The sequence below is a fragment of the Aeoliella straminimaris genome (genome assembly GCF_024054565.1).
Taxonomy (GTDB): Bacteria; Planctomycetota; Planctomycetia; order Pirellulales; family Lacipirellulaceae; genus Aeoliella; species Aeoliella straminimaris.
On record NZ_JAMXLR010000003.1, the window covers coordinates 67,216 to 90,544 of the forward strand.

Here is a 23,329-nt window from a genome sequence, read left to right on the forward strand (position 1 = left end):
TGCCCTCTTTGCTCGTCCCCCGCGCTCAGGGAGGATGCCTCGGATGGCCCGCGCGCGCTCGTTCATTCGAACAATTCGCGCACCGTCATCCGGCAATCCTTCGAGAATGCCGCTGTCGATACTATGGAATGGGACGTGTTGGCGAACTACCGTCGAAGCCGATGGCCACAGACCACGACTCCCACCAGGGCCAACAACATCAGCGACGAAGGCTCGGGGACAGGTTGTCCGGCGAGCAAGGCACCGAGATTCAGCGCCGCGGAGCCCGTGTAGTTTTCGGTGAGAATTTGCCAGTCGTCGAGATCGACTGTCCCATCGATGTTAAAGTCGCCGGTCATGCGAGTGGCCAAGTCTCCCACTTGCAGGTTGTTCACCAGATTGGTGCTGCCCCATTGGCCAATGAATGCAGTCACATCCGCATTCGTGGTGAGGCCATCACCATTAAGGTCGGCAGGACCAAAGCCGGTCAAAGCGTCGGCAACGAATTCGTTGTCGGTGGCGAGATCGAAAGTGCCGTAGTCAACACCACCGATGCTCGTTCCCAAAACGAACATGCTCATCTCGTCGATCGTTCCCGCGAAGTAGTTGGAGGTTCCACCAGAATACACGGGATTGGGAGCTTCTACCGTAGGGTCGAAGACTCCATTGCTCGCTCCGATCACTAATGGAAAGTCGCTGTTGATATACCCTCCGGACTCGGCCGCCACGGCCAGTCCATCGACGTACAGAATGCTGCCCACAAAGGCACCATCGTTGGGGCTGACCACCATCACATGCGACCAGCCGTTGTCAACCGAATTGCCCTTCACTGCCACACCCGAATCGACGTTCGTGGCGTTGTACGACAACATCCAGGTGCCGGTGTCGCTGATTAACACACCGTGCTGACTCGAATCGAGCACCACGGTTTGTTGGGCGGTGCCAAACACCGCGTTCGATTCGTCCGGATTCACCCACAACTGGAAACCGCGTCGGGTAATCCCGCTGTAGTCAAACGGGCCAGTGCCGGCGCTTCCTTGCGTGGGCGGAGTTGTATCGCCCGTGAGACTGGAAGCGGACGACTGAGGAAGTCCCAGCCGCGCACCGATCAGCAAGTCGTTCTGGCCATCGAAACGCACTCCGATGGGAGATCCAGCCGCGAGTGGGCGACCCGCCACGCTGGTGAACTGAGGCCCAGCCCCGCCGGGAGCTTGAATCGCCTCCGTGCCGTTGTATTCGAACGGCAACAGGTCATGGGCGGTACCCGTCAGGTTGCCACTTTCGTACTCGTCGTCGAAGGTAGCCTGGAAGTTGCTATCGACCACGTACACCCCGTTGGCTCCGCCATCGCCCGAGCTTTCGCCAAACGGATAGAATCGGTCGTTGGTCGACGATGCCGATACCAGCGGGGCGGCAACAACAGCCGCTACGCATGACAGTATGGCTACCAGCGAGTGCCGAACGGCGCGACGACTCGCGGCGACCCGGCGGCGGGAGACCAGCAGCCCTACGGCCGTTACGCCGAGCAGCAACAGCGACGATGGCTCGGGCACGCTCGTCCCCGCTTGCAGGGATCCGCCCACCAGTTCAATCGCCCCGGTTCGCAACCCGGACTCACCCACCACGTGGTACTGGAAGACTAGGTCGGTGGTGGGATCTGCCGAACTGCCCTCATTCCACAAGTCGCCAAGGCTAATGGAGGTGCCGTTGTCGAACAACGTAGAGCCAGTGAGATACGATTCGCCCACGAGCGAACTCGACAAGACTCCTGCCTCGGCCCAACCAGAAGCACCTACGGTGCCAAAGTTACCTTTCCAGAATTCGTAGTCAGCGGCATCGACAACTTGGTCACCATTACCATCGGCGGCCAGTCCGGCCCCCGTGCTACCGAGGGTGTTTCGCCACACGGTGTAGTCGGCAATGTCGACATTGCCGTCACCGTTGTAGTCGGCCGGACTGCTGCCACCTTGACCGCTGTCGGCAAGGCTTTCCCACGTTTCGGTGGTCAAGGCTCCACTAGCACTGGAGATTTGATAGAAGTCGATCTCGCGGCCATCAGGCAACAGATCGTTCGGCAAATGCGCGATCGCAGTCTCGCCTGTCGAGGCATCGATCGTCAGCCGCATCGGTTCTTCTGCCTTACCTAGGTAGACGGACGGATTGAAGATCAAACCTTGGTTCCATTCGCCACCGCCACCACCCCATCGGTTGATGCCGATAGGTCGGTCGAGGCTATCGCCAAAGGAAGTCTTGGTCACCCCGAATGCCGAATCGACCAACTCACCATTCACGTACAGGTACGCGTCCCCCAGCAGGTCGCCATTGGCATCAGTCTGGTTGCTGCCACTGTCGAACACGCCTTGGACGTGGTACCACTCGTTGGCATTGATCGTGTGGCTGAGAAGCGTATTGCTCACGCGAAGATATACGGGCGTGGTGCCGGCTTCAGTATCGCCGCCCTGCGTGTAGATGAACTCCGTACCGGCATAGTCGATTAACTTTCGGCCGTTCGTGTAGGTTCCCTCCCACTGCATCCAAACGTCCATCATGTAACCTCCGTGGTCATCGACAATGGAGTTCTCCAGCAGGTCGATCGCGTCAGTATCTCCGTGTCCGCCGTTGGCACCGGTGAGCGACATCTGCGACGAGTCGAACCCTGCTGGACGGTCGTCTATCAACGCCGCGGTGTTTGTCCCGGCATCAAGCGCCGCATTATTGCCCGCCGACGACAAGTCGGTAATGGCACTTTCCGGCCCGGTGTTGTTGTAGCTGGCGGGGAAGCTGTACTCGAACACGGGGGTGAAATCGGCCAAGGCCGCATTACCGGAAGCGACGTACAGCGTCGCTGCCGCAGCTACTCCCATGAGCAGTCGCCCAACGCGTCGCCGCGTGTGAAGCAACAGGCCAAGGGCCGCCACCCCCACCAGTGCGATGCTGGAGGGTTCGGGTACCTCAGCATTTCCCAAGTAGACTGCGGGCTCGAAGATCCAACCTTGGTTCCAGTCGCCACCGCCGCCGGCCCAACGATTGATGCCAATCGGACGATCCAGGCTGTCGCCGAACGACGTCTTCGTTACTCCCACGGCATGGTCCACTACCTCTCCATTTACCAGCAGATAGGCATTGCCGACCAAGTTGCCGTCGATGTCGGTCTGGTGGTTCTTGGTGATGAACGCACCTTGAACGTGATACCACTCATTGGCGTTGATGGGATAGCCAAGCACCGTGGCGCTATTGCTCAAGCCGAACTGCACCTCTCCACCGGAAGTACGAATAAACTCCGTACCGGCGTAGTCGATCATCTTACGAGTATCTGTGTAAACCCCTTCCCACTTCATCCATACATCCATCATGAAGCCGTCGTAATCGTCGATTACGCTGTTTTCCAACAGGTCGATCGCTTCGGTAGCACCATGGGCTCCATTCGATCCTGTAATCGACATCAACGAGGCATCGAATCCTGCAGGGCGATCATCCACCAGTGCCGCGGTACCGTTACCAGCATCGATTACGGCATGGTTCCCAGCTGCCGATGTGTCGCTAACCGTGCTTTCCGGGCCACTGCCATCGTAGCTGGCAGGAAAACTGTACTCGAAAACTGGCAAGAGGGCCGCCTGCGAACTAGCCGAAGCCGCCGCTAGGACAACCACCGCCAGAGCAGAGGTGAAGATGCGATTCCATTTCCTAAGTCCAACCATTCCCAGGACCGCAACCGCCAGCAAGGCAGTGGTCGAGGGCTCGGGCACAGCTGCGCCAAACGTCAACGCGGCTGGATTCCCGCCCGCGGCCACGTAGGCATTCTTGAACAGCAGGAAGTCGAAGAAATCGTTGTCCTGATCACCGTCCAGGTCTCCCATCAGGTAGGAATCGGAGAGCTCTGGATCGATTCCGGTGGTAAACAGTCCGGCGTTGTAGATGGAGTAGTCATCCAGGTCGATATCATTGTCGAAATCGAGGTCACCCTGCTGCCAAGCTACGCCTCCGTTGCCGGTGTACTGAACAGGCACTTGCAGGGACGTACCATCGGCGAGCAACACCTCGGCCACGACATCCTCGATGGCCCCCTTGCGCCAGGCCGTTCCCAGGTCGAGCACCTGGCTTCCCGACAAGACCACCTCGCCCTGTGTACCTTCGCTCAGATCGGACGCGCCGGCACTGAATTCCAGCCATTCGTCATCCGGATCGATGGAAGATCCGCCGTTGCCCTGGTCGTAGTTATCGGCGATCGAAAGCCACGACGACGAATCAAACCGCGAAGAGTCGGAGGTAAGTGAATAGCCCCGCACTTCGGCGCTGAAGGCGCTGTCGTTGGTCAAGGTCACGGAACCAAGGTCGCGGTCGATCGAGAAGAACAGCCCCTGCTGTCCGCTGCCGCCGGGACTGGCCAACGCGGCAATTGCCGAAGCGTCGAGTGCTTCGTCATACACCCGCACATCGTCCATCAGCCCCGCGAATGAATCGGTATTGCCACCGCCCGATGCGCCAACGTGGAAGGGATCAGTCGTTGGATTCGGATTGCCCCCTTCGAGGGAACCGACGCTGACCCCATTGAGATAGAACTCGGCGGTCGCGGGGGTACCTTCGGTCACCACGACGGCTACATGAGCCCACTCGTTGTTTTCCAGAGGATTGGGCAGGCTTGCGGCCGTCATGTCAAAGTCGGCTACCAAGAAACTCGTATATCGCAGCCCCCCTTCGGAGCCGTAGTTGTAGACACCGAATCCGTAGCCGTTGCCGTCGCCGAATTGGGTCCCCCCCGGGGCATCCGCACCAACCGATCCGAAGACTCGACCTACCGGCACAGAACCGCCGCCCCAGGTGGCACTGTTGAGATCGGGACGCACAAAGGCAGCGATCGTGAATGTCGTCAGGTTCTGAAAGTCCGCCGAGTTATCCAAGCGGAGCCCCGTACCTGTACCATCCAACGAGAGAGCCCCTGAACCCAGCCGAGAAGAGGTGGAGTAAGACGAGTCGCCTCCCGTTTGGACACCGTTGTTATTACCGCCAGCGGAGTCGAGCCCTAGTATCGAACCTGAATCGAATTCGTAGTGGGCCAGCAGCACGGCCTTGCTTTGCGGGATGGCGGCCGCCACCAAGGCGGTGGCACAGGCGAAGGACAGGATGCGAATCATTGGTCTTACCTCTTAAGTAGGGCCTGTAGTATTGGGCAGCTAATGTTGAAAGTTCTGTCTACAATCTGGTCGTGCAGGTTGAGCAAAAACTAATGAAGTCAGAATCGCCTGATGGGTAACCTGCGCGTGCGTCGCGCCATGCGGAACAGACCACACCTGGCCCGCACCGCAAACGTGTTCAAGTTCGTGTTGCTGCCACCTTCAACGACAAGCTAAAGGCCGGGGTAAGCAGCAATCGGAAATAGCGAACCATATAATCTCAGTCCGGTGGTTGGGTACGTAATGAAAGTCCCAGGACGCCGTTTCGGCGACTCGCCTAACCGCGTCCTCCACCACCAGCGGAGCGAAACTCGGGCAAGCCATCTCGCGTGCCCAGGTTCGTCCAGACATCGGGATCGATATCCTCCGAGACCGACTGCACGCTGCCGTCGCACATCACGGAGTTAATGACGCCGCGGTGGTAGCTCGAGGCGGGACTCACCAGTTCCCACCATTCATTGTCCGTCCTCCAACAGACCGATCCCGGTGGTAGCAAGTGGTTGTACCAGGTACGCCACATGGTCCCTTCCGACCAGGGATGGCCCCGCAATCGCCAGAAGTCACCCGCGTAGGTGGGGATGCTGGCGTTGCGCCAGTCCTTGTTCATAAACGCTGCACGAACGGTGGCAAGATTATTCCCCGACGGAGCCGATCCGAAGTCGAAGCAATCGGTCAACTCGTCCTTCTGGTCGCTTCCACTGAGTTCGGAAGCCTTGCCATTGCGCACTTCGGACAGAGCCACGGTGTTGGATGTGCCGTCCAGGATCCTGGCGAGCTTGATACCTTGCAGCGGTCGATGTCCCGCCTCTTCGATAATCGGTCCGAAAACGCCATCCCAACCGGCAATCGCCGACCAGCTACCTGCATTGGCGTGGTAATTCGTCCAGCCCGCTTCCAGGTTGACTTGTCGCTGTTCGGAGGGACACACGATAATCTCCGGCTGGGTTGCCGTTACCGTGTAGTTGGGTTGGTCGTAGGAACCTTTGGAAAAATCCAAAGCGTCCTGCAGGTTCGATTCTTCAATGAATGGCAGAATCATTGGTAGCGTTCCCAAACAGCCCTGGTTGCCATTCACGCCGAATCCCATGGCCTGCCCTGCCGGGAAACGCTTGTGGGCGCTCTCATAATTGTGCAACGCCAGCCCAAGTTGCTTCAGGTTGTTCTGGCAGCTTGAGCGGCGAGCTGCTTCGCGAGCAGACTGCACCGCCGGCAGCAACAGGGCGACGAGAATGCCAATGATGGCAATCACCACCAGTAGTTCCACCAGGGTAAAAGCCGACTTTGCCTTACTTGCCAGCTGGCTGGTTTGGAAGTTCTGCTTGTGACAATGGGGGGGGGAGTAGTCCGTCATATCTCTCCTAAGCTTCACCTGCGCCTGACCTAGAAAACTAGTCCGTTACGTTACTTCCTACTCGCCTGGTAGTGCTCCAATATCTCCGCCGGAGTGAGCACTCTCGTGAATACAGCCAACTCGTCAATCGATCCGTGCCATGCTTCGGGGGGATTTCCCTCGTTCGCTATGGGTGGGTGCCTGCCAATCAGGAACGGGTTCTTGCTCGTCACATCGACATCAGTGTAGTTGGCGTTCTTGGGGATCGGTTTGTAACTGTCCTTGTTGGTCTTCCAATCCCGACAAAACTCGATGACCTCTGACCCGTTGATGTACATTGCCGGCTGAGCCCGCGAGTCCACCGTCACCGCCAGATGGGTCCACTCGCCGAAGGTCATCGTCTGCGTCGAGATGGAGTCGTAAACACCATGCATCGTGAAGAGCAGGACGCGACGCGGTATCTGGGCACCGACAAAACGCTCGTCGGCCACGCCAAATCCCCAGCCACAACGTATGCCCGCTGAACTATAGAAGTTCGAAAGAATACGCATGGCCCCGGTGGACTCTGGAATTTCGGTTGGCTTGACCCAAGCTTCGAGCGTGAAGTCGCGTTTCAGCGACTCAGAGGCCAGATCCGACAACATAATTCCGTCGTGTGCACCCGAAAACTCGGCCGCCGCACTCCCCACCAGGGCTTGGCCGGCCAAACCAACCAGGGAGACCCCCGATCCAAGCGGGGAGTTTGACTCCACTCGACCGATGCTCTCGACGGCATTGCCCGTGCCATCGAACCTCCAGTAGGCAAATGGCCTGTCTCGCATGACCGCCAACTCATAGGGCGACGAGGGCACATTGCGAAGGTAAGCCTGCTCGTCGAATTCGAGCTTGCTGATCTGACTGCCTTCTGCTTGTATATATCGAGCCTGCCCTTCGGTGAGGGTCAATCGCGGCACGTTTTCACCACTACTCTTTGCCGCCAGGGCAACGACGCCTTGCATCACCTGCACTTGGGTGTCGCCGGTGTCGGTCACGCCCACTCCAAACTCGGTTCCCAGATCGACAATGGATCCCGCCGCGGTCGATACGGTGAAGCCAATTGCCTCTTCAGGCACCTTGGCCACCATTTTTCCTCGTTGCAACCACAGGCGACTGGCCGACACCAGTTCGACTTCAACCGGAGCTTCCAAGACCACCTGCGCACCATCGTCGAACGTCAACTCTACGGCGCCTTCAATCAGATTCAAACGGCCAGCCGGCAAGCGTCCACCGGGACCAATCGGCTTGGCATTCCTGGCCCACACCGCGGCGACCGAATCGGAGACCGACGCAAAGGTCTCCGCCGGTCGAGTCTCTACCGGTGGGGCAACTTGCGTCATATCCGCCTGCTGCTCTTGCTGCAGCATGAGCGCATCGACAGCGAGGAAGACAAAGGCGACGCCAACTGCGATGGCTGCCCATAAGGCGCTGCGGGGAATCTCGATCGGTTGAGGCCGGTGGGGACGATCGAGTCGCTCCTGTTCCAACTGCTCCATCCGCTTGGCCGCTGCCTCGGCCGCGATCTGCTTGGCTCGTTGAGTAGCTTCGATTTCTTCGCGTCGCCGCTCCGCTTCGTCGAACTCAACCAACATCTCTTGGATGTTCTGCGGGTCCACGGTCAGCTCCAAGCTTCCATCGCTGTCCTTCGCGGCCAAGAATTCACGCAAGTCTTGCTGCTGCAAAGTCGTCCGAAGCCCACTATGCAGCGAGGCGACTCGCGCAAACCACATGGCGTTGTCCGGCGATGCGGCGATCCACTCAGAGAGCAATTCGAACTCCTCCTTCAGGATCGACTCATCCAGATAGGCATTGATCAGCCGCAGCCACTGATCGGCAGGTTTCTGTGGTAGCCGGGGGTCCAACGTCATTGCCTCCCCCTCGGCAGGTGATTGCCACCATACAGGCCAGGCAACTGATCCTGCAGGCACTGCAGCAGTGACTTGCGGATCCGATGCAGAGCCACCCGCACGGCGGTAGACGTCATTCCCGTGGCTTGCGCCACGTCTTCGACGGAAGTCTGCCGCAGGTACCGCATTTCCAACAGCTTGCGCGGCCGGCCACGCACACGCGATACGCACTGCTCCAGGGCAATCTCGGTATCGCTTGCCTTGATCTGCAATTCGCTGAAGGCACCAGCAATCGACTCGGCCACTTCCTCACTGAACACCAAACGATCACGTGAAGAGGAGCGGAGGTACTCCAGCACTTTGAACTTGGCAATCCCCAAGGCCCAGGGAGCGAAAGGAAGAGTGCGATCGTATTCGTCAAACTTCTCAGCGACCGTAGCTGCAGTTTCCTGCAAGACATCATCGGCCCGATGAAAGTCGACCACGATCGAGCGAATGTAGCTCAGCACGGCCCCATGCGACTGGGTCCACAAAACGTTTAACTCGCGCATAGCACCCCGCCTTTTGTCGGAGTTGCCAGGTTGAGTTAAGTCGTTCCGCTGCATCAGCTACTCGGGAAGTCATTCAGTTTAATTCATGCGGAACCTCGCCCAAGCCCCCGGCATTCCGCATTCTCAGTAGCCGCTAGGCGGGCGATTATTAGGTTTTGGCCACCTAGGACGTCAGCGTTACCAGAAACTCTAATTTCTTTCCGAAGTTCTCTAATCAATTGCCAGTAGCCCCGCGTCGACAGTGCAGGGAGCTAGCCCGGATGCGGCGACCGACGGGCGGTCGGGCTGGAACGATGCCCTTTCGGGAGACCGCGGATAGAGAACTAGAGGAGATAGCTGGTGCCGCTCGCTCCGGCTCCATGGTGCCGGAAGCGAGCCTCTTTTGCACTGCGGTCAGCCGAGCGGAGAAGCTCTTAGTATTTCGTAACCTGGAGAGGCCGCCGCCGCTGGAGCGAGGTGGAATACCGTAGTCGCTGCCGGCCGAGTCCGCCGCACGGCAACAACCGGTTGCCAGGCAAGAATTGCCAAGGGCGTGCTACTCCACCCGGGCGTCGAGTAGCACCAGATTATTGAAGCGATCGACGTTGCGGTGACCACTCCAGGCGATGCCTCGCATGAGCAACAGTCGAAACGCGGGGTCGTCGAACGACCACATGTAGTGCCCTGGCACGGAGACAAACACGCGGCCCTCGTCGGTTGGCTGATAGGTCCAAAACTGCGGGGTGTCGTCGCCGTCTTCGCGACTGGTGCCGAGCAAAGAAATCTTGCTCGCATCGCCACGCAGCCGCCAGTAGGTCTCGTCGTACCACTTCACCCTGTCGAAGTTGCGTGCCACGGGGTGGTCGCCCGCCGGAGTGAAGTCGATATCGAGCGGCCCGTGACGGAATCCAACGGCACCGGCTTTGGAGGCCATGCCAATGCGCTTAGCAAACTCGTGCGGATGATCCTCGCCATTCACTGCCCAATGAATATACACGAGCCCGCCCCCGCGCGCGAGAAACTGGTCGATCAACTCGGCGCGTTTCTCATTCCACAAACCTTTCTGGTAGAAGACCATCACGTCAGCCTTCTCGGCCTCTTCGGGCGTGGGAAACATCCAAGCCGTTTTCACTTCAGTGTGCGGAGCCTTCGCCAACAGCCGACTCCAGACATCGAGCCAGGCGGGGTAGTCGTGTTCGCCCAACTTGTGATCCTTTGGTCCAGCAACCAGCAACACTTTCAGAGGCTTCTCGCTGGTAGGTGTTGGATCCTTGCCGGCCAGCAAGGCGTCGACATCGCTCTTCGGGCGTGGCGGCGGGGGGTTAACAACGTCGTTGTACGTCGGCATGCGATACGACTGTGCTTGCTCGGCGACAGCATTGCCAATTATGCCCACGAAGATAGCCGCAGCGAAAAGGATGCGATACATTGGAATACCCCGATGAAGTCGTGTTGCAGCCAACCTCCCCATGATAACTGGCACCCGCGCAACAAGTCCATCATCCGGCCCCCGCATTACTAGCCCACCGCAAGCTACACGCACCCCAAGGAGATTGAAATGCCCCACCTGCCACGACTCATTGCGTTTTCCTTCCTCCTGGTTTCGCTATCCGCCTCTGCTCAGGAGCCCGAAAAGCCCCTGTCCGATCAGTTGAAGGAGATGACCGAGGGAGCCAAGCAGCGAATGCCAGCCGAGATGCTGAAGACCTTCGGCAACGCCATCGACGAGGTTCGCGAAACGGGAATCGAGAAAACCGCCAAGAAGGTGGGCGACAAAGCTCCAGACGGAACGTTGCTATCATGGGATGAGCAGAAGACCACGCTGAGTGATTTATGGAAAGAGAAGCCACTGGTTCTTACCTGGTACCGCGGCGGTTGGTGCCCCTACTGCAATCTGCAGCTACGGGCGATGGAGAAGAAACTGGCAGAGCTCGAGGGAGCAGGAGCTCGCTTGGTTGCCCTGACCCCCGAACTGCCCGCCAACGCCAAGGAAACGGCCGCGCAAAACAAGCTGAGCTTTCTCGTCCTGCATGACAAGAAGAACAAGCTAGCCCACAAGTACGGCATCGTATTCAAGCTGCCCGAGTCGATCGTGCCCGTCTACCGCGACCGCTTGCAACTGCCGAAGGTGAACGGTTACGACAAACTCGAACTGCCAATGGCGGCCACCTACGTGATCGACCGCAAGGGAGTGATCCGCTACGCGTTCCTCGACGCCGACTACAAGAAACGCGCCGAGCCGGCCGCCATTATTGAAGCAGTGAATAAGCTGGCGGAAGACGAATAGACCTACGAAGCGTCGCCAGTCTTCTGCTGGCGGACTTTGTCGAGCATTTGTTCTAAGCGTTCAGGTTCGGCGCTGGCGCGATTGTCCTTCTCGTAGGGATCGTCTTTCAGGTTGTACAACTTCCACTCTTGGTTGGGACCATCGCGGAGAACCTTCCAATCTCCAGCGCGCAGGGCAACGCGATTTCGCTTCGACCCCCAAACCCAGTAGAGTTCGCGGTCACTGGCTGGCTGACCGTTGAGTTGCGGCCATATGTCCTGGCCATCGAGTGTGGTGTCGTCCGGCAAATCTGCGCCGGCCAGCGTAGCAAGCGTCGGCATCCAATCCACGGCGTGCAGCGGAGCATCGCAGACCGACGGCTCCAAATGCCCGGGCCAATAAGCAAACGCGGGCACGCGTATCCCACCCTCGTAGACATGTGTTTTGGAACTCCGCAGGGGCGCGTTGCTGCTGAAGTTGCGCAGCTTCGGGTCGGGCGGCGGATAGGCGTTGCCGCCGTGATTGATGACCGCACCATTGTCTGAAACAAACACGACCAGCGTATCGCGACCATTGGGCATGTCTTCCGTGGCCTCGACGATCCGCCGTACGCAATCGTCCAGATGAGTAACCGCGGCGGCGTACAAACGACGATCGGCCGACTCGATGTGCGTGTTCTGCGCGAGCCACTTTTCCTCCTCTACCAGGGGCGTGTGGACTGCGTGGAACGGCACATACAGAAACAACGGCTGGTCGCGGTCGGCCTTGAGCAGCTTCACTGCCTCGGCAGTTACGAGGTCCGTGGCGTGCCCTTGCTCCTCGACGAATTCGTGATTGCGATGCCAGGTCTTGGTAAACGATGTACCCAGCCGGTACCGATGGTCGAGCATTCCCACCGCTCCGGCAAGCGAACCGTAGGAGTGATCGAAGCCATGATGGTTCGGCCCCCACTCGGGCTTGGAACCCAGGTGCCACTTGCCGCACAGAGCCGTTTCGTAGCCGGCCTCCCTGAGCACCGATGCTAGTGTTGGCGTGTCGAAGTCAAAGGCATGGCTGTTGGAAGCCAAACAGCAGTGGTTGCCAAAGCGACTGGGATAGCGCCCCGTCATCAGACAAACTCGAGTCGGCGTGCACTGAGGCATGACATAATGCCAGTCGAAACGCACTCCTTCGGAGGCCAATCGGTCGAGCGTGGGGGATTTGATTTCCGAATTATGATAGCCAACGTCATTCCACCCCTGGTCGTCCGATACAATCAGCACAATGTTGGGGTGCGATTCGGCCGCGATGCCAACGGAGTCAAGCTGCAGGCCTACAACAAGAACCAGCAGGCACAACCAAGTAGGTAGTGAAACAAGACGCGAGCTAGAGATGTTTGTCATGTTGTTCGTCTTGCGATATGTTGAAGGTGGTAGAGGCTTCAGCTTGAGTATCCTCCGATTCTAAGTCAACCTGCAAGCAGAGTCCACTTTTCATGTCTTGAATCGAAAAGGAGGTCCGCCATGAAATGCCCCCGCGATGGCGCTGAACTGACCACCGTACGCATTGGCGACGTAGAAATCGACAAGTGTCACCATTGCGACGGACTGTGGTTTGATCAAGGCGAGCTCGACCGAGTGCGCAAACTCGACCGCACTGAGGTTGAAGAACGTCTGGAACAGCAGTACGGCAGTCCCGAAGTGGCTGCTGGCGAAGTGAAAGGATACATGCGCTGCCCCCGCTGCTCGGAAGGCCGACTGCAGGAGTTCACCTACACCTATGGCAATCGCGTGCGAATCGATCGTTGCAACGAGTGCCTGGGGATGTGGGTGGATGACAAGGAGTTGGATGCCATCCTGGGGGAACAGAAGCAACTTGAAAAATTGGCCGACGATAGCAAGCTGAAGGCCTTTATGCGGGCGATGTCGAACCTGCTGACCAGCCGATAGACTCCGGCGCGGCGGGCTACAGCAAGGCCTCTTCGTTTTCCATGGCGTCGCGCTGACGCGAGACCATCTCGTAGTAGGCGCCCCGCTTTTGCATCAACTTGGGATGGGTGCCTCGTTCGACAATGCGGCCGCCTTCCATCACCAGGATCAGGTCCGCGCCGGCCACCGTCGATAGACGATGGGCAATGACAAATGTCGTTCGCGAGTGCATCAGCTCGTCCAACGACTCCTGAATGAGCTGCTCGCTCTCGGTATCCAGGTTGCTAGTGGCTTCGTCGAGTATCAACAGGCGTGGATCGGCCAGTATCGCACGCGCAATCGAAAGCCGCTGTGCCTGTCCGCCCGACAACCGGACGCCTCGCTCGCCAATCATGGTTTCGTAGCCGTCGGCAAGATCGACAATAAATCGGTGGGCATTCGCCCGGTGCGCGGCGTCCAGCACTTGCTCGTCGGTGGCCTTGGGATTGCCGTAGGCGATGTTCTCTCGCACGGTGCCATCGAACAAGAACACCTCCTGTTGCACCACACCGAGCAGTTGTCGATACGAGGCCAGACGATAATCGCGCAGGTCGACATCGTTCAGCAAGATACGGCCGGACGTGGGGTCCTGGAATCGCGCGAGCAGATCGGTAATCGTCGTCTTGCCCGCCCCACTGCGCCCCACCAGCGCCACGGTGCTGCCGCCGGAAACCTCGACCGAGAAATCGCTGACCACCGGCTGTCCTTCGTGGTACTCGAAGTTCACATCTTCAAAACGAACCTCCTCCACGTGATCGGGAGCTTCCAAAGCGTCGGGACGATCGGGCTTGTCGACGGGGGAGTCAAGCACCTCGAACACCCGCTCCATACCGGCTAGCGAACGCTGCATCTCCGAGAAGGTGTTGACGATCTGCCACACGGGGTCCAGTAACATCAGCGTGTACCACTGAAACGCCATGATGTCGCCCACGGTGGTCTTGCCACCAATTTGCATGGCCCCGCCCATCCACACGATCACCACGTTCGCCGAAGCCAGCAGGAACCCCCAGAAGCTCCACAACAGGATCTCCCGCCAGTGGGCGAACAACTGCTCGCGGACAATAGTGTGGCGGTTGCCGATGTACTCGGCCTCCTCGTTCTTCTCGCGCTGGAACGACCGGACCACACGGATGCCGCCAAACGTCTCGCTAACACGGGCGTCGCTTGCGGAATTTTCTTCCCGCATCGCCCGGTAGATGGGTCTCACGCGCTTCGCGATATACAAACTAAGCCCCAGTGCCGGCGGCAGGATCATCATGGCCAACAGTGCCAGCTTCCAGTTGATGGCAATCAGGATACCCACCGCAATCAACAGTCGCACTAACGACACCCCAGGCGAGATGATAGCCAACTGCATCAGGCCCGTCGTCAGATCGATGTCGCCGCTGAGCCGGCTGATGATACCGCCGGTTTTCATGTCCGTCAGATCGTTCAGCGGCAGGCCGAGCATCCGCTGGAACAAGGCCTTGCGGAGCGACATCAGCACCCGCACGTTGAGTATCCGCTGGTAGAAGTTCTTGGTCGAGTCCAGCAGCCTGGCCAGCAGAATGACCCCCAGGAAGGAGAAGCCGGCAATGTTCAGCATCTGCATCCGAGTGGAAGCATCCAGCCCCTCGCTCAAAAGAACCTTGTCGATGATGTACCGCATGAACAGCGGCTGGGCCATGTCCAATGCGGCCACCATCAATGCCAGCACCATTAGCCCCATCGCCATTCGCCGATAGGGGGCCAGCCACGCAATGTAGTCCCATAGGTACCTGCGCCGCTCCGATTCGGGTGGACGCTTGCGATTGCCGCGCCGGCGCTCGGCCAGTTCCTTCAGCCGCCCCTCGCGGTAAGCCTGACGAAATTGCCCGAAACGTACTCTGGATGAACGAATTTTGTGCACGGAAGCTTTGAAAAGGTGATGAACACCTGTACCTAACGTAAAGAAAGTGACCGCTGCATCCTATGCATCGCAGCGGCCAGGGAGAAGGCACAAAAGTGGCATTCTCTCGGACACGTCCCGCCAGAGCGAACCAATCCACGAACCAGAGGGGGCCCGTCTACTTGTGCTACTCTCTCTCGCCGCTGGGCTGCAGATCCAGACGCTCGAGTTGGAGGTTGCGAAACCGAATCGGTTTGCCCCATATCGCTTTGGCCTCGGGGTACTTCTCGATATGCGCCGGGTTGGGAATTAGCAGGATGTCGCCGTAAATCGTCTCGGGATCGATGCTCTCCAGCTCACCACGATGTTCGCTGCCATTGGACGCTCGGCCGTCGTCCCGCAGCAGTACAAACGACTTGCCAAGCTCGACCTCCTGCCCGTCCACCACGGCCACCACGTCCATACTCACCGAGACCGGCAGGTCCTCTCCGAAATGCAGTTTGGCCGCCACGGAGTACCCTTTGTCTGCCTTCTGAACCACGAAGCGGTCGACACGAATACTGCGCCCCGCTCTCGGATCGAGCTGGGGATCGGTGGTCAGCTTGACAATCTGCTGACCACCGGCGTAAACCTCGAACGGCATTTCGAGCTTTTTCGTCCACCGCTTCAGCGCGGTAGGCCAACGATCGGCGGGCAGATTCATCGTATCGAGACCAAACAGCTTGTCAGCTTCGATGTAAGCACAATCCAGTTCGATGTCGAGTTTGTGTTTCCCGGCCGCCAGCTCGCGATCGAAATAGGTGCTGAAATCGGCGGATCGAACATTGTGGTTACGGTGACCAAACTCGATGGGTTCGCCATCGATGGTTGCCTTGTTGATGGTCCACATCAAGTGAACGGGCAGTCCAGAGTGTTGGCCCCAGGTGGAACCGTAGTGAACTTCCAAATTAATGTTACGAGTCAGCCCCTCACGCAAACGCTGAAAAGACTCTACGGTAGGGGTGGTTCCATAGAACGCGTCGCAGAACTCTAGAATCGCTTCATCGGACAACAACCCCGCGTTGCTGGCAGCCTTGATGAACTCGTCCTGCCAGTGCATAGGGCTGTCCCAGCCGGCTGGCTTGGCTGCCTTCATCTGCTTGGCCAACTCCACGACCGCTGCATCGGCTTCGGCGGCGGTGAGCTTGCCATTCTGAAGACGGGCGTTCAGTTCGTTCCAGACCCATGGTTCGTCGTACTTCTGAGGCAGCTCCGTCGCGATGATCTGTTGCGTGGTCATCACTCCCAATCCACCTGGACCAGGGCGCACGAACAATTCACTCAGCATCAAGGTCCCGAATCCAAGCAGCGGCATGCACAGGATGGCGATCGCCCAGAGAATGAGCGGCCGACTACGGTCTCGGCGTCCACGGGCAATGAGAGTAATGATCGCTAGCAGGAACGGGACAATGGTGGACAGGATGCCCACGACCACCTGGAAGATCTCATGATGTCGGAAAAACAATCGACCCAGCAGCCCCAAGGCGGCTCCCAGCAACACTAGTCCTAATAGCATCCACTTCAGGCTAATGCGGACACCAGATTCAGCGGACTTCTCGTCGACAACTGCATTCATACAAGTTGTGTTCGCCAGCAGGCGAACGATATCGGAAAGAATAGATCAGAATTGCTCTTCAACCCAAACGCTGCGCGTCGGTCAATCAGCCGCCATCGCCCGGGTAGCGCAGGAAGCTGAAGTGCAGCTCGGCGTGGCGGAGGTTCAGCTCAATCCGGTCTGCCATCGACATCTCACCAAATGCCGGACTGTGGAACTTCGCAGGATCGTCGCCCCGCATTCGTTGAATGCCCCTCCGCATCTCGCTCAGGCCCTGCCCGAACTCGACCGGCTCGATGCCGGTGGTGCCGCCTTCCACACCCGGGATGCGAACCCCACTCGGCATGCTACCCTTTAGCATCTTTGGCAAACGCCAACGAAGAAACCAGCGCACAAACCGGGGAGGTGGATTGATAGGATAGCCTTCCCAACCGTAGTGAATCCAGGCCGCTACGTGGCCGAGGATCTGGCCCGGCGTCCAGCTGCCCACTGCCACTAACTGCCCCGCCTGCTCGGCCGACTCGATGCGATCGAGTTCGACAGACAGTGCGTCAAGGTCCGCCAACTGCAGCGTGCGGCGGTCGGTACTGGGTGGCGATGAGCTCATGCCACCATCATCCCGCAGGACGTAGGGCACCGCAAGTGTTTCTGCCGACGAACGCAATGCAGGTGCTAAAGCACCAACTAGTCCAACTCGGCGATACGGATCTTGCGAAAGTCGATGCCCATGTCGCGATCGGGGTGCAGTTGGATGCCGATGGGCCCCCGCTGGCTGGCCGTATCTGACTGATAGCTGACTACCAGCTTGCCGTTCAGCCAAACGGTGTAGGTGTCGCCCATGGCGACGATGGTCATTGCGTTCCAGCCATCCGGCTTGAGCAAGTCGGCCACGCCCTCGGCCTCTTGAGGATACCCTTTGCCGGGAATGTAAGGCGACGCGGTCATGTCCCGCTTCAACGATCCCGATTCGCCAATCTGAATCTGGTCATGCTCGCCACGGATGAAGATACCGCTATCAACGGTGCCTTCGCCCAGCTTGAACTCCAGCTGCATGACGAAGTCGCGGTACTTCTGTTCCGTGAACAGGACCGACCCCTTTTGGCCGGGATCGCTACGAGCCTGCAGCACCCCCTGATCGACCTTCCACCACAGGTTCCCAGCGGGTACTTTCCAGCCTTGAAAGTCCTTGCCATTAAAGGCGGAGGGAAGACCGACAGCCAACGTGCCAACGGCTGGAAACAGGCAAACGGTGAAGAGTAAGAACCGAATGAGCATGGCAGAGCTTTCTAGCGAAGATCAAAGATTCTGAGTGCGCATACCTCTATCAGGTAAAGTCCCATTTTCGCCTGATTGGACAATAAAAACGGTCAGAACTCCGCATTTCCCGGAGTCCGCGGAAATGGAATCACGTCACGGATATTGGACATGCCAGTCACGAACTGCACCATTCGCTCCAGGCCCAGGCCAAACCCTGAATGCGGCACCGTGCCGAATTGGCGAAGCTCGCGATACCACCAGTATTCGTCCAGGTTCAGATCCTGTTCGCGCATGCGAGCTTCCAGCACGTCGATCCGATCTTCACGCTGGCTGCCACCGATGATCTCGCCAACGCCTGGCGTTAGTACGTCCATCGCCCGGACCGTTGGACGATCGGGCGCTGCGTCGTCGTTCACCCTCATGTAGAAAGGTTTGATCGTGGCCGGGTAGTCGTACAGGATCACTGGCGACTCGAAATGCTGCTCGGTAAGGAACCGCTCGTGTTCGGCTTGCAGGTCGGCGCCCCAGGAGACGGGAAACTCGAACTTCTGCCCCGACTTCTCCAGAATCTCGATAGCCTCGGAATACGGAACGCGCTGGAACTTGCCGCCGGTCACCTTTTCCAACCGGGCGATCGTGGTGTCGTCGATACGCTGCTGGAAGAAGTCCATATCCTCGCCGCAGTCCCGGAGCACATCGCCTACGATCCGCTTCAGGAACCGCTCGGCCAGTGACATGTTGTCGGTCAGTTCATAGAAGGCCACCTCGGGCTCTACCATCCAGAACTCGGCCAGGTGCCGCGAGGTGTTGCTGTTTTCGGCACGAAACGTAGGTCCGAATGTGTAAATCTTGCCGAGCGCCGTGGCGTAGATTTCCCCTTCCAGTTGCCCCGACACCGTGAGGTACGATGCCCGGCCAAAAAAGTCACGGGCGTAGTCCACTTCGCCCTTATCGTTGCGTGGCGGATTGGCCGGATCGAGCGTCGAGACGCGAAACATTTCGCCCGCCCCTTCGCAGTCGCTAGCCGTGATGATGGGGGTGTGAATCCACAGGAAGTCCTCTTCCTGGAAGAACTCGTGGATCGACCGGCAGATGCGATTCCGCACCCGCATCACAGCGCCGAACGTGTTGGTCCGCGGCCGCAAGTGGGCCCACTCGCGAAGCTTTTCGAAGGAGTGCCGCTTCTTCTGCAGAGGGTAGGTCTCGGGATCGGCACCGCCATGTACGGTAACGCTCGCGGCGTGGATCTCGGTCGCCTGCCCCTTGCCGCCCGACGCTTTGACCTCGCCCTCGACGGTGATACTCGAGCCGGGCGACAGGTGCTTGATCTCCGACTCGTAATTTTCCAGGTCCCCATCGGCGATCACCTGGATATTGCCCAGCGACGAACCGTCGTTAATCTCGATGAAGCTGAATCCACCCTTGGAATCGCGGCGCGTCCGTACCCAGCCCGACAGACGAACCTGCCGGCCAACGGATTCGGGCTGTCGAGCTGCTACTACAGAAAGTCTGTCCATGACGCGCTGGTTCTCCATCTGCCGTGGGGCTATTCTTCTTTGCTGGTTTGGTCGCTACCAGTCGGCACAGTCACCGTTTCTGACTTGGTAAACACCTTATCGATCACGCCACCTTTGATCTTGATGATCGACCCAATCGTAGCCACGGCAAGGGCAACCACCAAGATGGTGTTGAACACAATTCGGCTAGCACCACTGCCAACCGCATCGCCGATGTAGCTCCGCTTGTTGTTCATGATCAGGAACAACACATAAGCGATGGGTAGCATAGTGAAGCAGACCGCCGACGCGGCAATCGGAAACCAAATCGGCAGGTTGGTCACCACTCCAAAAACACCAATTGCCGGCACCATGGCGAACATTCGGAACCGCCACTTAGTATACTCCAGGCCGAACATCTCGCAGATCGTGAAGCCGCAGACCACCATGTGGGCGCTAATTGCCCCGCAGGCCATGCCAATCAACCCCAGGTCGAACACGATGCGACCGGCGGCATCGCCCATCACACCTTGCAGCGAGGCGGCCGCGTCGAGTGGCTTCATGCCCGAGTGAACGTACTCGTCGCCGGGCTGGAATACCCCGCTGACAGACATCGCCACGATCACCAGCGAGGTCACCAATACGAACGGCACGAACATGCTCATGCCGAGATCCCAGCGGGCAAGCTTCTTGTGGTGTGGCCCCCAACCCTTGGCCAGCAGCGAGTAGGGGTAGAGGAAGGTCATGTTGATGCCCACCGCGGCACCGAGCATACCCAGCACCAGGGTAAGCGTGTCCATCGCGCCCTCTTTGTTTTCGGGCTTCAATTCCCCAGCTTCGATGGCCGCATCCACTACCTGTTCGTCCACTTCAGGAACTCCGTAGTAGCCAATGAAGCCCTTGCCTAGTTCTCCCCACTCGATATTGGAAAAGTTGGCAAACACGACGATTCCAAAGGCGAGGATCACTAGGCCAATCACGCCGCGGAGGAACCATTCGTACAGCTTGATGCCCCAGGCACTGCTGCCGTAACTCCAGGTGGTTCCCATATTGATGAGCAGAATCAACAGGCCCGCGCCAAAGCTGATAGCCAGACCTGCCGTGGTGTAACCAGCGAGGGCTCCCGCGCCCTCAGCCGCGCGACATTGAATGTTCGCCAGGTCGGCCAGATCGCGGGCCGCTCCGGCCACGAGGCCATACTGCGGAAAGTGCCAGATGACCGAGGCCATCACGGTGCCCAACGCCCACAGGAACACGAGAAACTTGCTCGACTCGCGACCGAAGGCCCCGTATGGCCGTTCCTGTGTAGTGAGCACCACGTTGCTCAGGGCCGCCATCATGCAGACGCCCAGGAACATGGCCACTGGCTGAATCCATAGCAACTTGTATCCAAAGGAAGCCCCCGCCACGACGGATGCCGCGGCGCTGCCGGCGCCGAGCGTCATGGCGCTCTGCAGCAACCCGGGCCCGGTACGCTTGAGGTATCCGCCCACACGGGAAAAGAACGGTTGGGATTCGAGGGCATCGAGTTGGGCAATTTCGGCCTGAACACGTTCGGGGTCCCACTTGGCCGTCATCGGCAAGCCCTTGGAATCATCCGCCATGCTGTTGCTCCATGTATGTGGAAGTAGTTGCTAATTCGAACCGCGGGGGCGCGCGATGTTCCTTTCACGCGACCTGCGACACGCACTCTTTCATGTAACGAATGCTGTCAATTGCCAGCTTCTCGGGTCCGGGGGTATAGTCGAACACTTCGACCGACACCCACTTGTCGTACTTCACGTCTTTCAGTGCCTGGAAGATTGGTACAAAGTCCAGCTCGCCAAAGCCGGGTCCTTGGAGGTTGGGATCGTTGGCGTGGAAGTGTCCAAACCAATCCTTGTAGCGATGAATCACCTCGGGAATCGGCTCCGGCTCCATGGCCCACATCGCTTTGCAGTCGATCATCATGCCAACGTTAGGCGAGTCGACCATCTTCACCAGGTGGACCGCGCTGCGGGCGTCCATCAGGAAGTTTGTCTCCCAAGGGGCGAGTGGCTCCATCAGCACCTTGACGTCCGTCTCCTCCAGCACGGGCACCGCCGCTTGCAGCGTTTCGGTTGCATTCTGGTAGGCTTGAACCAGGCTCATGGTCGTAGGACGGCTACGCTGCATGGGCGAACCGAAGATCATCACTTCGCCACCCAACTCGCGACAGAAGCGGGCCAACTCTCCCAGGTAATCGCTGGTACGCTGACGGACCGCTTTGTCGTCGGTGGTCAGGTGCAGGCCTTCGGTCTTCGAGAGAATCCAATGCAGTCCACACACCTGGATGCCCGCCGCATCGGCCGCCTTCCGCAGGCGAGTCCGTTCGGAGGCCGAAATCTTGGTGACATCGGTGTTGAGAGTGAACGGCGCGATCTCAACGCCCTGGTAGCCGCACTCGGCGGCAAACTGAAAGATCTTCTCCTGCGGCCATTTCAGGTCGAAGAAGGTCTCGTTGCAGATAGAGAACTTGGTTGGCTTGGCAGATTCGGCGGCCATGGCTGGTTTCATCCCCACGGTTGCCGCTGCGGCAACCGCGGCGGCTCCTTTCATAAAATCGCGACGCGTTGCTTGATCCATGATCGGACCCCCTGTGGAACGAGTAGTGTGGTGCAGGAGAAGCTAGCCCTTAGACAAGTTGCCGTCTGCTATGCTCGTTGCTCTCCAGCCCTGTGTCAAACGAGTCCTTTCGGTCTGATGATCTCCCTTCGGCGTCGAATCTTGTCAAACGCGGCACGTAAGTTCGAAGTGGTGGCCCCTTAGTGCAAGCCCTGAGCAGCCAGCCAGCGCTCCGCATCTAAGGCCGACATGCAGCCTGTGCCGGCGGCCGTAATGGCCTGGCGGTAGTAGTCGTCCGCCACGTCGCCCGCAGCGAACACGCCCTCGACGCTGGTGTTGGTACGGAACGGCACCGTCCACTTCAGGTACTTCTTCTCCGTCATATCGATTTTGCCTTCCAAGAAGGCAGTGTTCGGTGTGTGGCCGATGGCGACGAACATACCGCCTGCTTCCACTTCGCGATCTGGTTCGCCCACGGTGGACGTGAGCCGCACGCCCGTCACGCCATCGCTTTCGGTTCCGAGCACTTCGCCCACTTCGGTATTCCAGAGGATGTCGATCTTCTCGTTTTTCATCGCCCGCTCGGCCATGATCTTTGAGGCGCGGAGTTCGTCGCGGCGATGGATCATGTAGACCTGGCTGGCGAACTTCGATAGGTAGTCGGCTTCCTCCACAGCCGAGTCGCCACCGCCGACCACGACCAGCGGCTTGTTGCGGAACCGAGGTAGCGCCCCGTCGCATACAGCACAGGCGCTGACGCCGTGGTTCTTGTATTTGTTCTCCGACTCCAGTCCCAGGTAGTTCGCCCGCGCCCCCGTGGCGATGATCACCGCTTCGGCTTCGACCTCTTCGCCGCCGAGACTCTTGAGCTTGAACGGCCGGTCGCTGAAATCGACGTCTTCAATGTCATCGGTGATGATGCGGGTGCCAAAATTCTTAGCCTGCTTGCGCATCAGGTTCATCAGCTCGGGGCCGCTGCAACCTTCCTTCTGGTGCATGTCGGCCAGCCAGGCATTCTCTTCGTCCAATGCACCACGGAGGTAGTGGCTCAAGTCGCCGGCGGGAAAGCCCGGGTAGTTCTCGACTTCGGTGGTCAGATTCAACTGGCCCAGCGGCAAAGTACCGTCCTGGCGGTTCTCTTCCGTAACCGCTCCTTCGAACACCAAGGGCTCGAGGTTCGCACGGGCGGTGTAGATGGCGGCGGCCCAGCCGGCGGGGCCGCTGCCGACGATTACAACTTTCTCTGGCACAACATTATCCTCTGCTGCAGGGTAGGACATCGAAGCCCGCATTATAGGTGCGCCGGCACTAAGGGTAAACAAGCCGCGGGATCGGGCGACTGGTTTGCGGAATTGAGGATCGCCATTTGAGGTAGTTGCCTAACTGCGCGTTTTCGCTTGTTCGGCCACCCGGCACCGCGTTATCAT

At 58.8% G+C, this 23,329-nt stretch carries 16 protein-coding genes; 2 read left to right on the plus strand and 14 right to left on the minus strand.

All coding sequences use genetic code 11. The annotated features are described in order from the left end of the window. Window positions 1–146: 146 nt before the first annotated feature. The 5 genes from NG895_RS00265 to NG895_RS00285 all read right to left on the minus strand — a co-directional run bounded on the left by NG895_RS00265 (window position 147) and on the right by NG895_RS00285 (window position 10,322). On the minus strand, window positions 147–5,111 hold the full coding sequence (locus tag NG895_RS00265) for a LamG-like jellyroll fold domain-containing protein (RefSeq protein ID WP_252850429.1): 4,965 nt from the start codon (window positions 5,109–5,111) through the stop codon (window positions 147–149). A gap of 316 nt (window positions 5,112–5,427) precedes the next feature. After that, window positions 5,428–6,501, minus strand: a complete 1,074-nt coding sequence (locus NG895_RS00270; protein WP_252850430.1) for a DUF1559 domain-containing protein — start codon at window positions 6,499–6,501, stop codon at window positions 5,428–5,430. Window positions 6,502–6,551: 50 nt separating this feature from the next. Beyond that, window positions 6,552–8,384 carry a LamG-like jellyroll fold domain-containing protein gene (locus tag NG895_RS00275; RefSeq protein ID WP_252850431.1) on the minus strand — a complete coding sequence of 611 codons (1,833 nt, stop codon included), beginning with the start codon at window positions 8,382–8,384 and terminating at the stop codon, window positions 6,552–6,554. Beyond that, entirely contained in the window at window positions 8,381–8,914 is a 534-nt protein-coding gene (locus NG895_RS00280; protein ID WP_252850432.1) for a sigma-70 family RNA polymerase sigma factor, read from the minus strand. Before NG895_RS00280 ends, NG895_RS00275 begins: the two co-directional genes overlap by 4 nt. A 535-nt stretch (window positions 8,915–9,449) precedes the next feature. Further along, window positions 9,450–10,322: a ThuA domain-containing protein gene (locus tag NG895_RS00285; protein WP_252850433.1), complete on the minus strand. Its 873-nt coding sequence runs from the start codon at window positions 10,320–10,322 to the stop codon at window positions 9,450–9,452. A 129-nt stretch (window positions 10,323–10,451) separates the two neighbouring features. Between NG895_RS00285 and NG895_RS00290 the strand changes: the two genes are divergently transcribed. Then, window positions 10,452–11,180 carry a peroxiredoxin-like family protein gene (locus NG895_RS00290; protein ID WP_252850434.1) on the plus strand — a complete coding sequence of 243 codons (729 nt, stop codon included), beginning with the start codon at window positions 10,452–10,454 and terminating at the stop codon, window positions 11,178–11,180. A 2-nt stretch (window positions 11,181–11,182) separates the two neighbouring features. Here the strand turns inward: NG895_RS00290 and NG895_RS00295 are convergent, their stop codons facing one another. Further along, window positions 11,183–12,541, minus strand: coding sequence for an arylsulfatase B (locus NG895_RS00295; RefSeq protein ID WP_252850435.1), 1,359 nt, complete (start codon window positions 12,539–12,541; stop codon window positions 11,183–11,185). 120 nt (window positions 12,542–12,661) lie between these two features. On the opposite strand from NG895_RS00295, the gene NG895_RS00300 reads away from it, so the two are divergent. Further along, window positions 12,662–13,087 carry a zf-TFIIB domain-containing protein gene (locus NG895_RS00300; RefSeq protein WP_252850436.1) on the plus strand — a complete coding sequence of 142 codons (426 nt, stop codon included), beginning with the start codon at window positions 12,662–12,664 and terminating at the stop codon, window positions 13,085–13,087. A 16-nt stretch (window positions 13,088–13,103) separates the two neighbouring features. Here NG895_RS00300 and NG895_RS00305 read toward each other — a convergent pair whose 3' ends face one another. The 8 genes from NG895_RS00305 to NG895_RS00340 form a co-directional block, all read right to left on the minus strand. Beyond that, complete coding sequence (locus NG895_RS00305) at window positions 13,104–14,993, minus strand: ABC transporter ATP-binding protein (RefSeq protein ID WP_252850437.1); 1,890 nt, start codon at window positions 14,991–14,993, stop codon at window positions 13,104–13,106. A gap of 166 nt (window positions 14,994–15,159) precedes the next feature. Further along, window positions 15,160–16,587 carry a hypothetical protein gene (locus tag NG895_RS00310; protein ID WP_252850438.1) on the minus strand — a complete coding sequence of 476 codons (1,428 nt, stop codon included), beginning with the start codon at window positions 16,585–16,587 and terminating at the stop codon, window positions 15,160–15,162. A gap of 85 nt (window positions 16,588–16,672) precedes the next feature. Then, a complete protein-coding gene (locus NG895_RS00315; protein WP_252850439.1) occupies window positions 16,673–17,173 on the minus strand; it encodes a DUF1569 domain-containing protein in 501 nt (166 codons plus the stop codon). A 77-nt stretch (window positions 17,174–17,250) separates the two neighbouring features. After that, window positions 17,251–17,841 carry a 3-keto-disaccharide hydrolase gene (locus tag NG895_RS00320; RefSeq protein ID WP_252850440.1) on the minus strand — a complete coding sequence of 197 codons (591 nt, stop codon included), beginning with the start codon at window positions 17,839–17,841 and terminating at the stop codon, window positions 17,251–17,253. Window positions 17,842–17,933: 92 nt separating this feature from the next. Further along, entirely contained in the window at window positions 17,934–19,340 is a 1,407-nt protein-coding gene (gene asnS, locus NG895_RS00325) for an asparagine--tRNA ligase (protein WP_252850441.1), read from the minus strand. 29 nt (window positions 19,341–19,369) lie between these two features. Then, entirely contained in the window at window positions 19,370–20,923 is a 1,554-nt protein-coding gene (locus tag NG895_RS00330; RefSeq protein WP_252850442.1) for a divalent metal cation transporter, read from the minus strand. 64 nt (window positions 20,924–20,987) lie between these two features. Then, window positions 20,988–21,923, minus strand: a complete 936-nt coding sequence (locus NG895_RS00335) for a sugar phosphate isomerase/epimerase family protein (RefSeq protein WP_252850443.1) — start codon at window positions 21,921–21,923, stop codon at window positions 20,988–20,990. 179 nt (window positions 21,924–22,102) lie between these two features. Beyond that, window positions 22,103–23,194, minus strand: coding sequence for an NAD(P)/FAD-dependent oxidoreductase (locus tag NG895_RS00340; protein WP_425267184.1), 1,092 nt, complete (start codon window positions 23,192–23,194; stop codon window positions 22,103–22,105). Window positions 23,195–23,329: the final 135 nt, after the last annotated feature.

Coding starts and splice junctions, on each gene's coding strand:
- asnS (WP_252850441.1), bottom strand. CDS start 19,340: ATGGACAGACTTTCTGTAGTAGCAGCTCGACAGCCCGAATCCGTTGGC.
- NG895_RS00295 (WP_252850435.1), bottom strand. CDS start 12,541: ATGACAAACATCTCTAGCTCGCGTCTTGTTTCACTACCTACTTGGTTG.
- NG895_RS00275 (WP_252850431.1), bottom strand. CDS start 8,384: ATGACGTTGGACCCCCGGCTACCACAGAAACCTGCCGATCAGTGGCTG.
- NG895_RS00310 (WP_252850438.1), bottom strand. CDS start 16,587: ATGAATGCAGTTGTCGACGAGAAGTCCGCTGAATCTGGTGTCCGCATT.
- NG895_RS00265 (WP_252850429.1), bottom strand. CDS start 5,111: ATGATTCGCATCCTGTCCTTCGCCTGTGCCACCGCCTTGGTGGCGGCC.
- NG895_RS00315 (WP_252850439.1), bottom strand. CDS start 17,173: ATGAGCTCATCGCCACCCAGTACCGACCGCCGCACGCTGCAGTTGGCG.
- NG895_RS00340 (WP_425267184.1), bottom strand. CDS start 23,194: ATGCGGGCTTCGATGTCCTACCCTGCAGCAGAGGATAATGTTGTGCCA.
- NG895_RS00290 (WP_252850434.1), top strand. CDS start 10,452: ATGCCCCACCTGCCACGACTCATTGCGTTTTCCTTCCTCCTGGTTTCG.
- NG895_RS00270 (WP_252850430.1), bottom strand. CDS start 6,501: ATGACGGACTACTCCCCCCCCCATTGTCACAAGCAGAACTTCCAAACC.
- NG895_RS00300 (WP_252850436.1), top strand. CDS start 12,662: ATGAAATGCCCCCGCGATGGCGCTGAACTGACCACCGTACGCATTGGC.
- NG895_RS00330 (WP_252850442.1), bottom strand. CDS start 20,923: ATGGCGGATGATTCCAAGGGCTTGCCGATGACGGCCAAGTGGGACCCC.
- NG895_RS00335 (WP_252850443.1), bottom strand. CDS start 21,923: ATGGATCAAGCAACGCGTCGCGATTTTATGAAAGGAGCCGCCGCGGTT.
- NG895_RS00285 (WP_252850433.1), bottom strand. CDS start 10,322: ATGTATCGCATCCTTTTCGCTGCGGCTATCTTCGTGGGCATAATTGGC.
- NG895_RS00280 (WP_252850432.1), bottom strand. CDS start 8,914: ATGCGCGAGTTAAACGTTTTGTGGACCCAGTCGCATGGGGCCGTGCTG.
- NG895_RS00320 (WP_252850440.1), bottom strand. CDS start 17,841: ATGCTCATTCGGTTCTTACTCTTCACCGTTTGCCTGTTTCCAGCCGTT.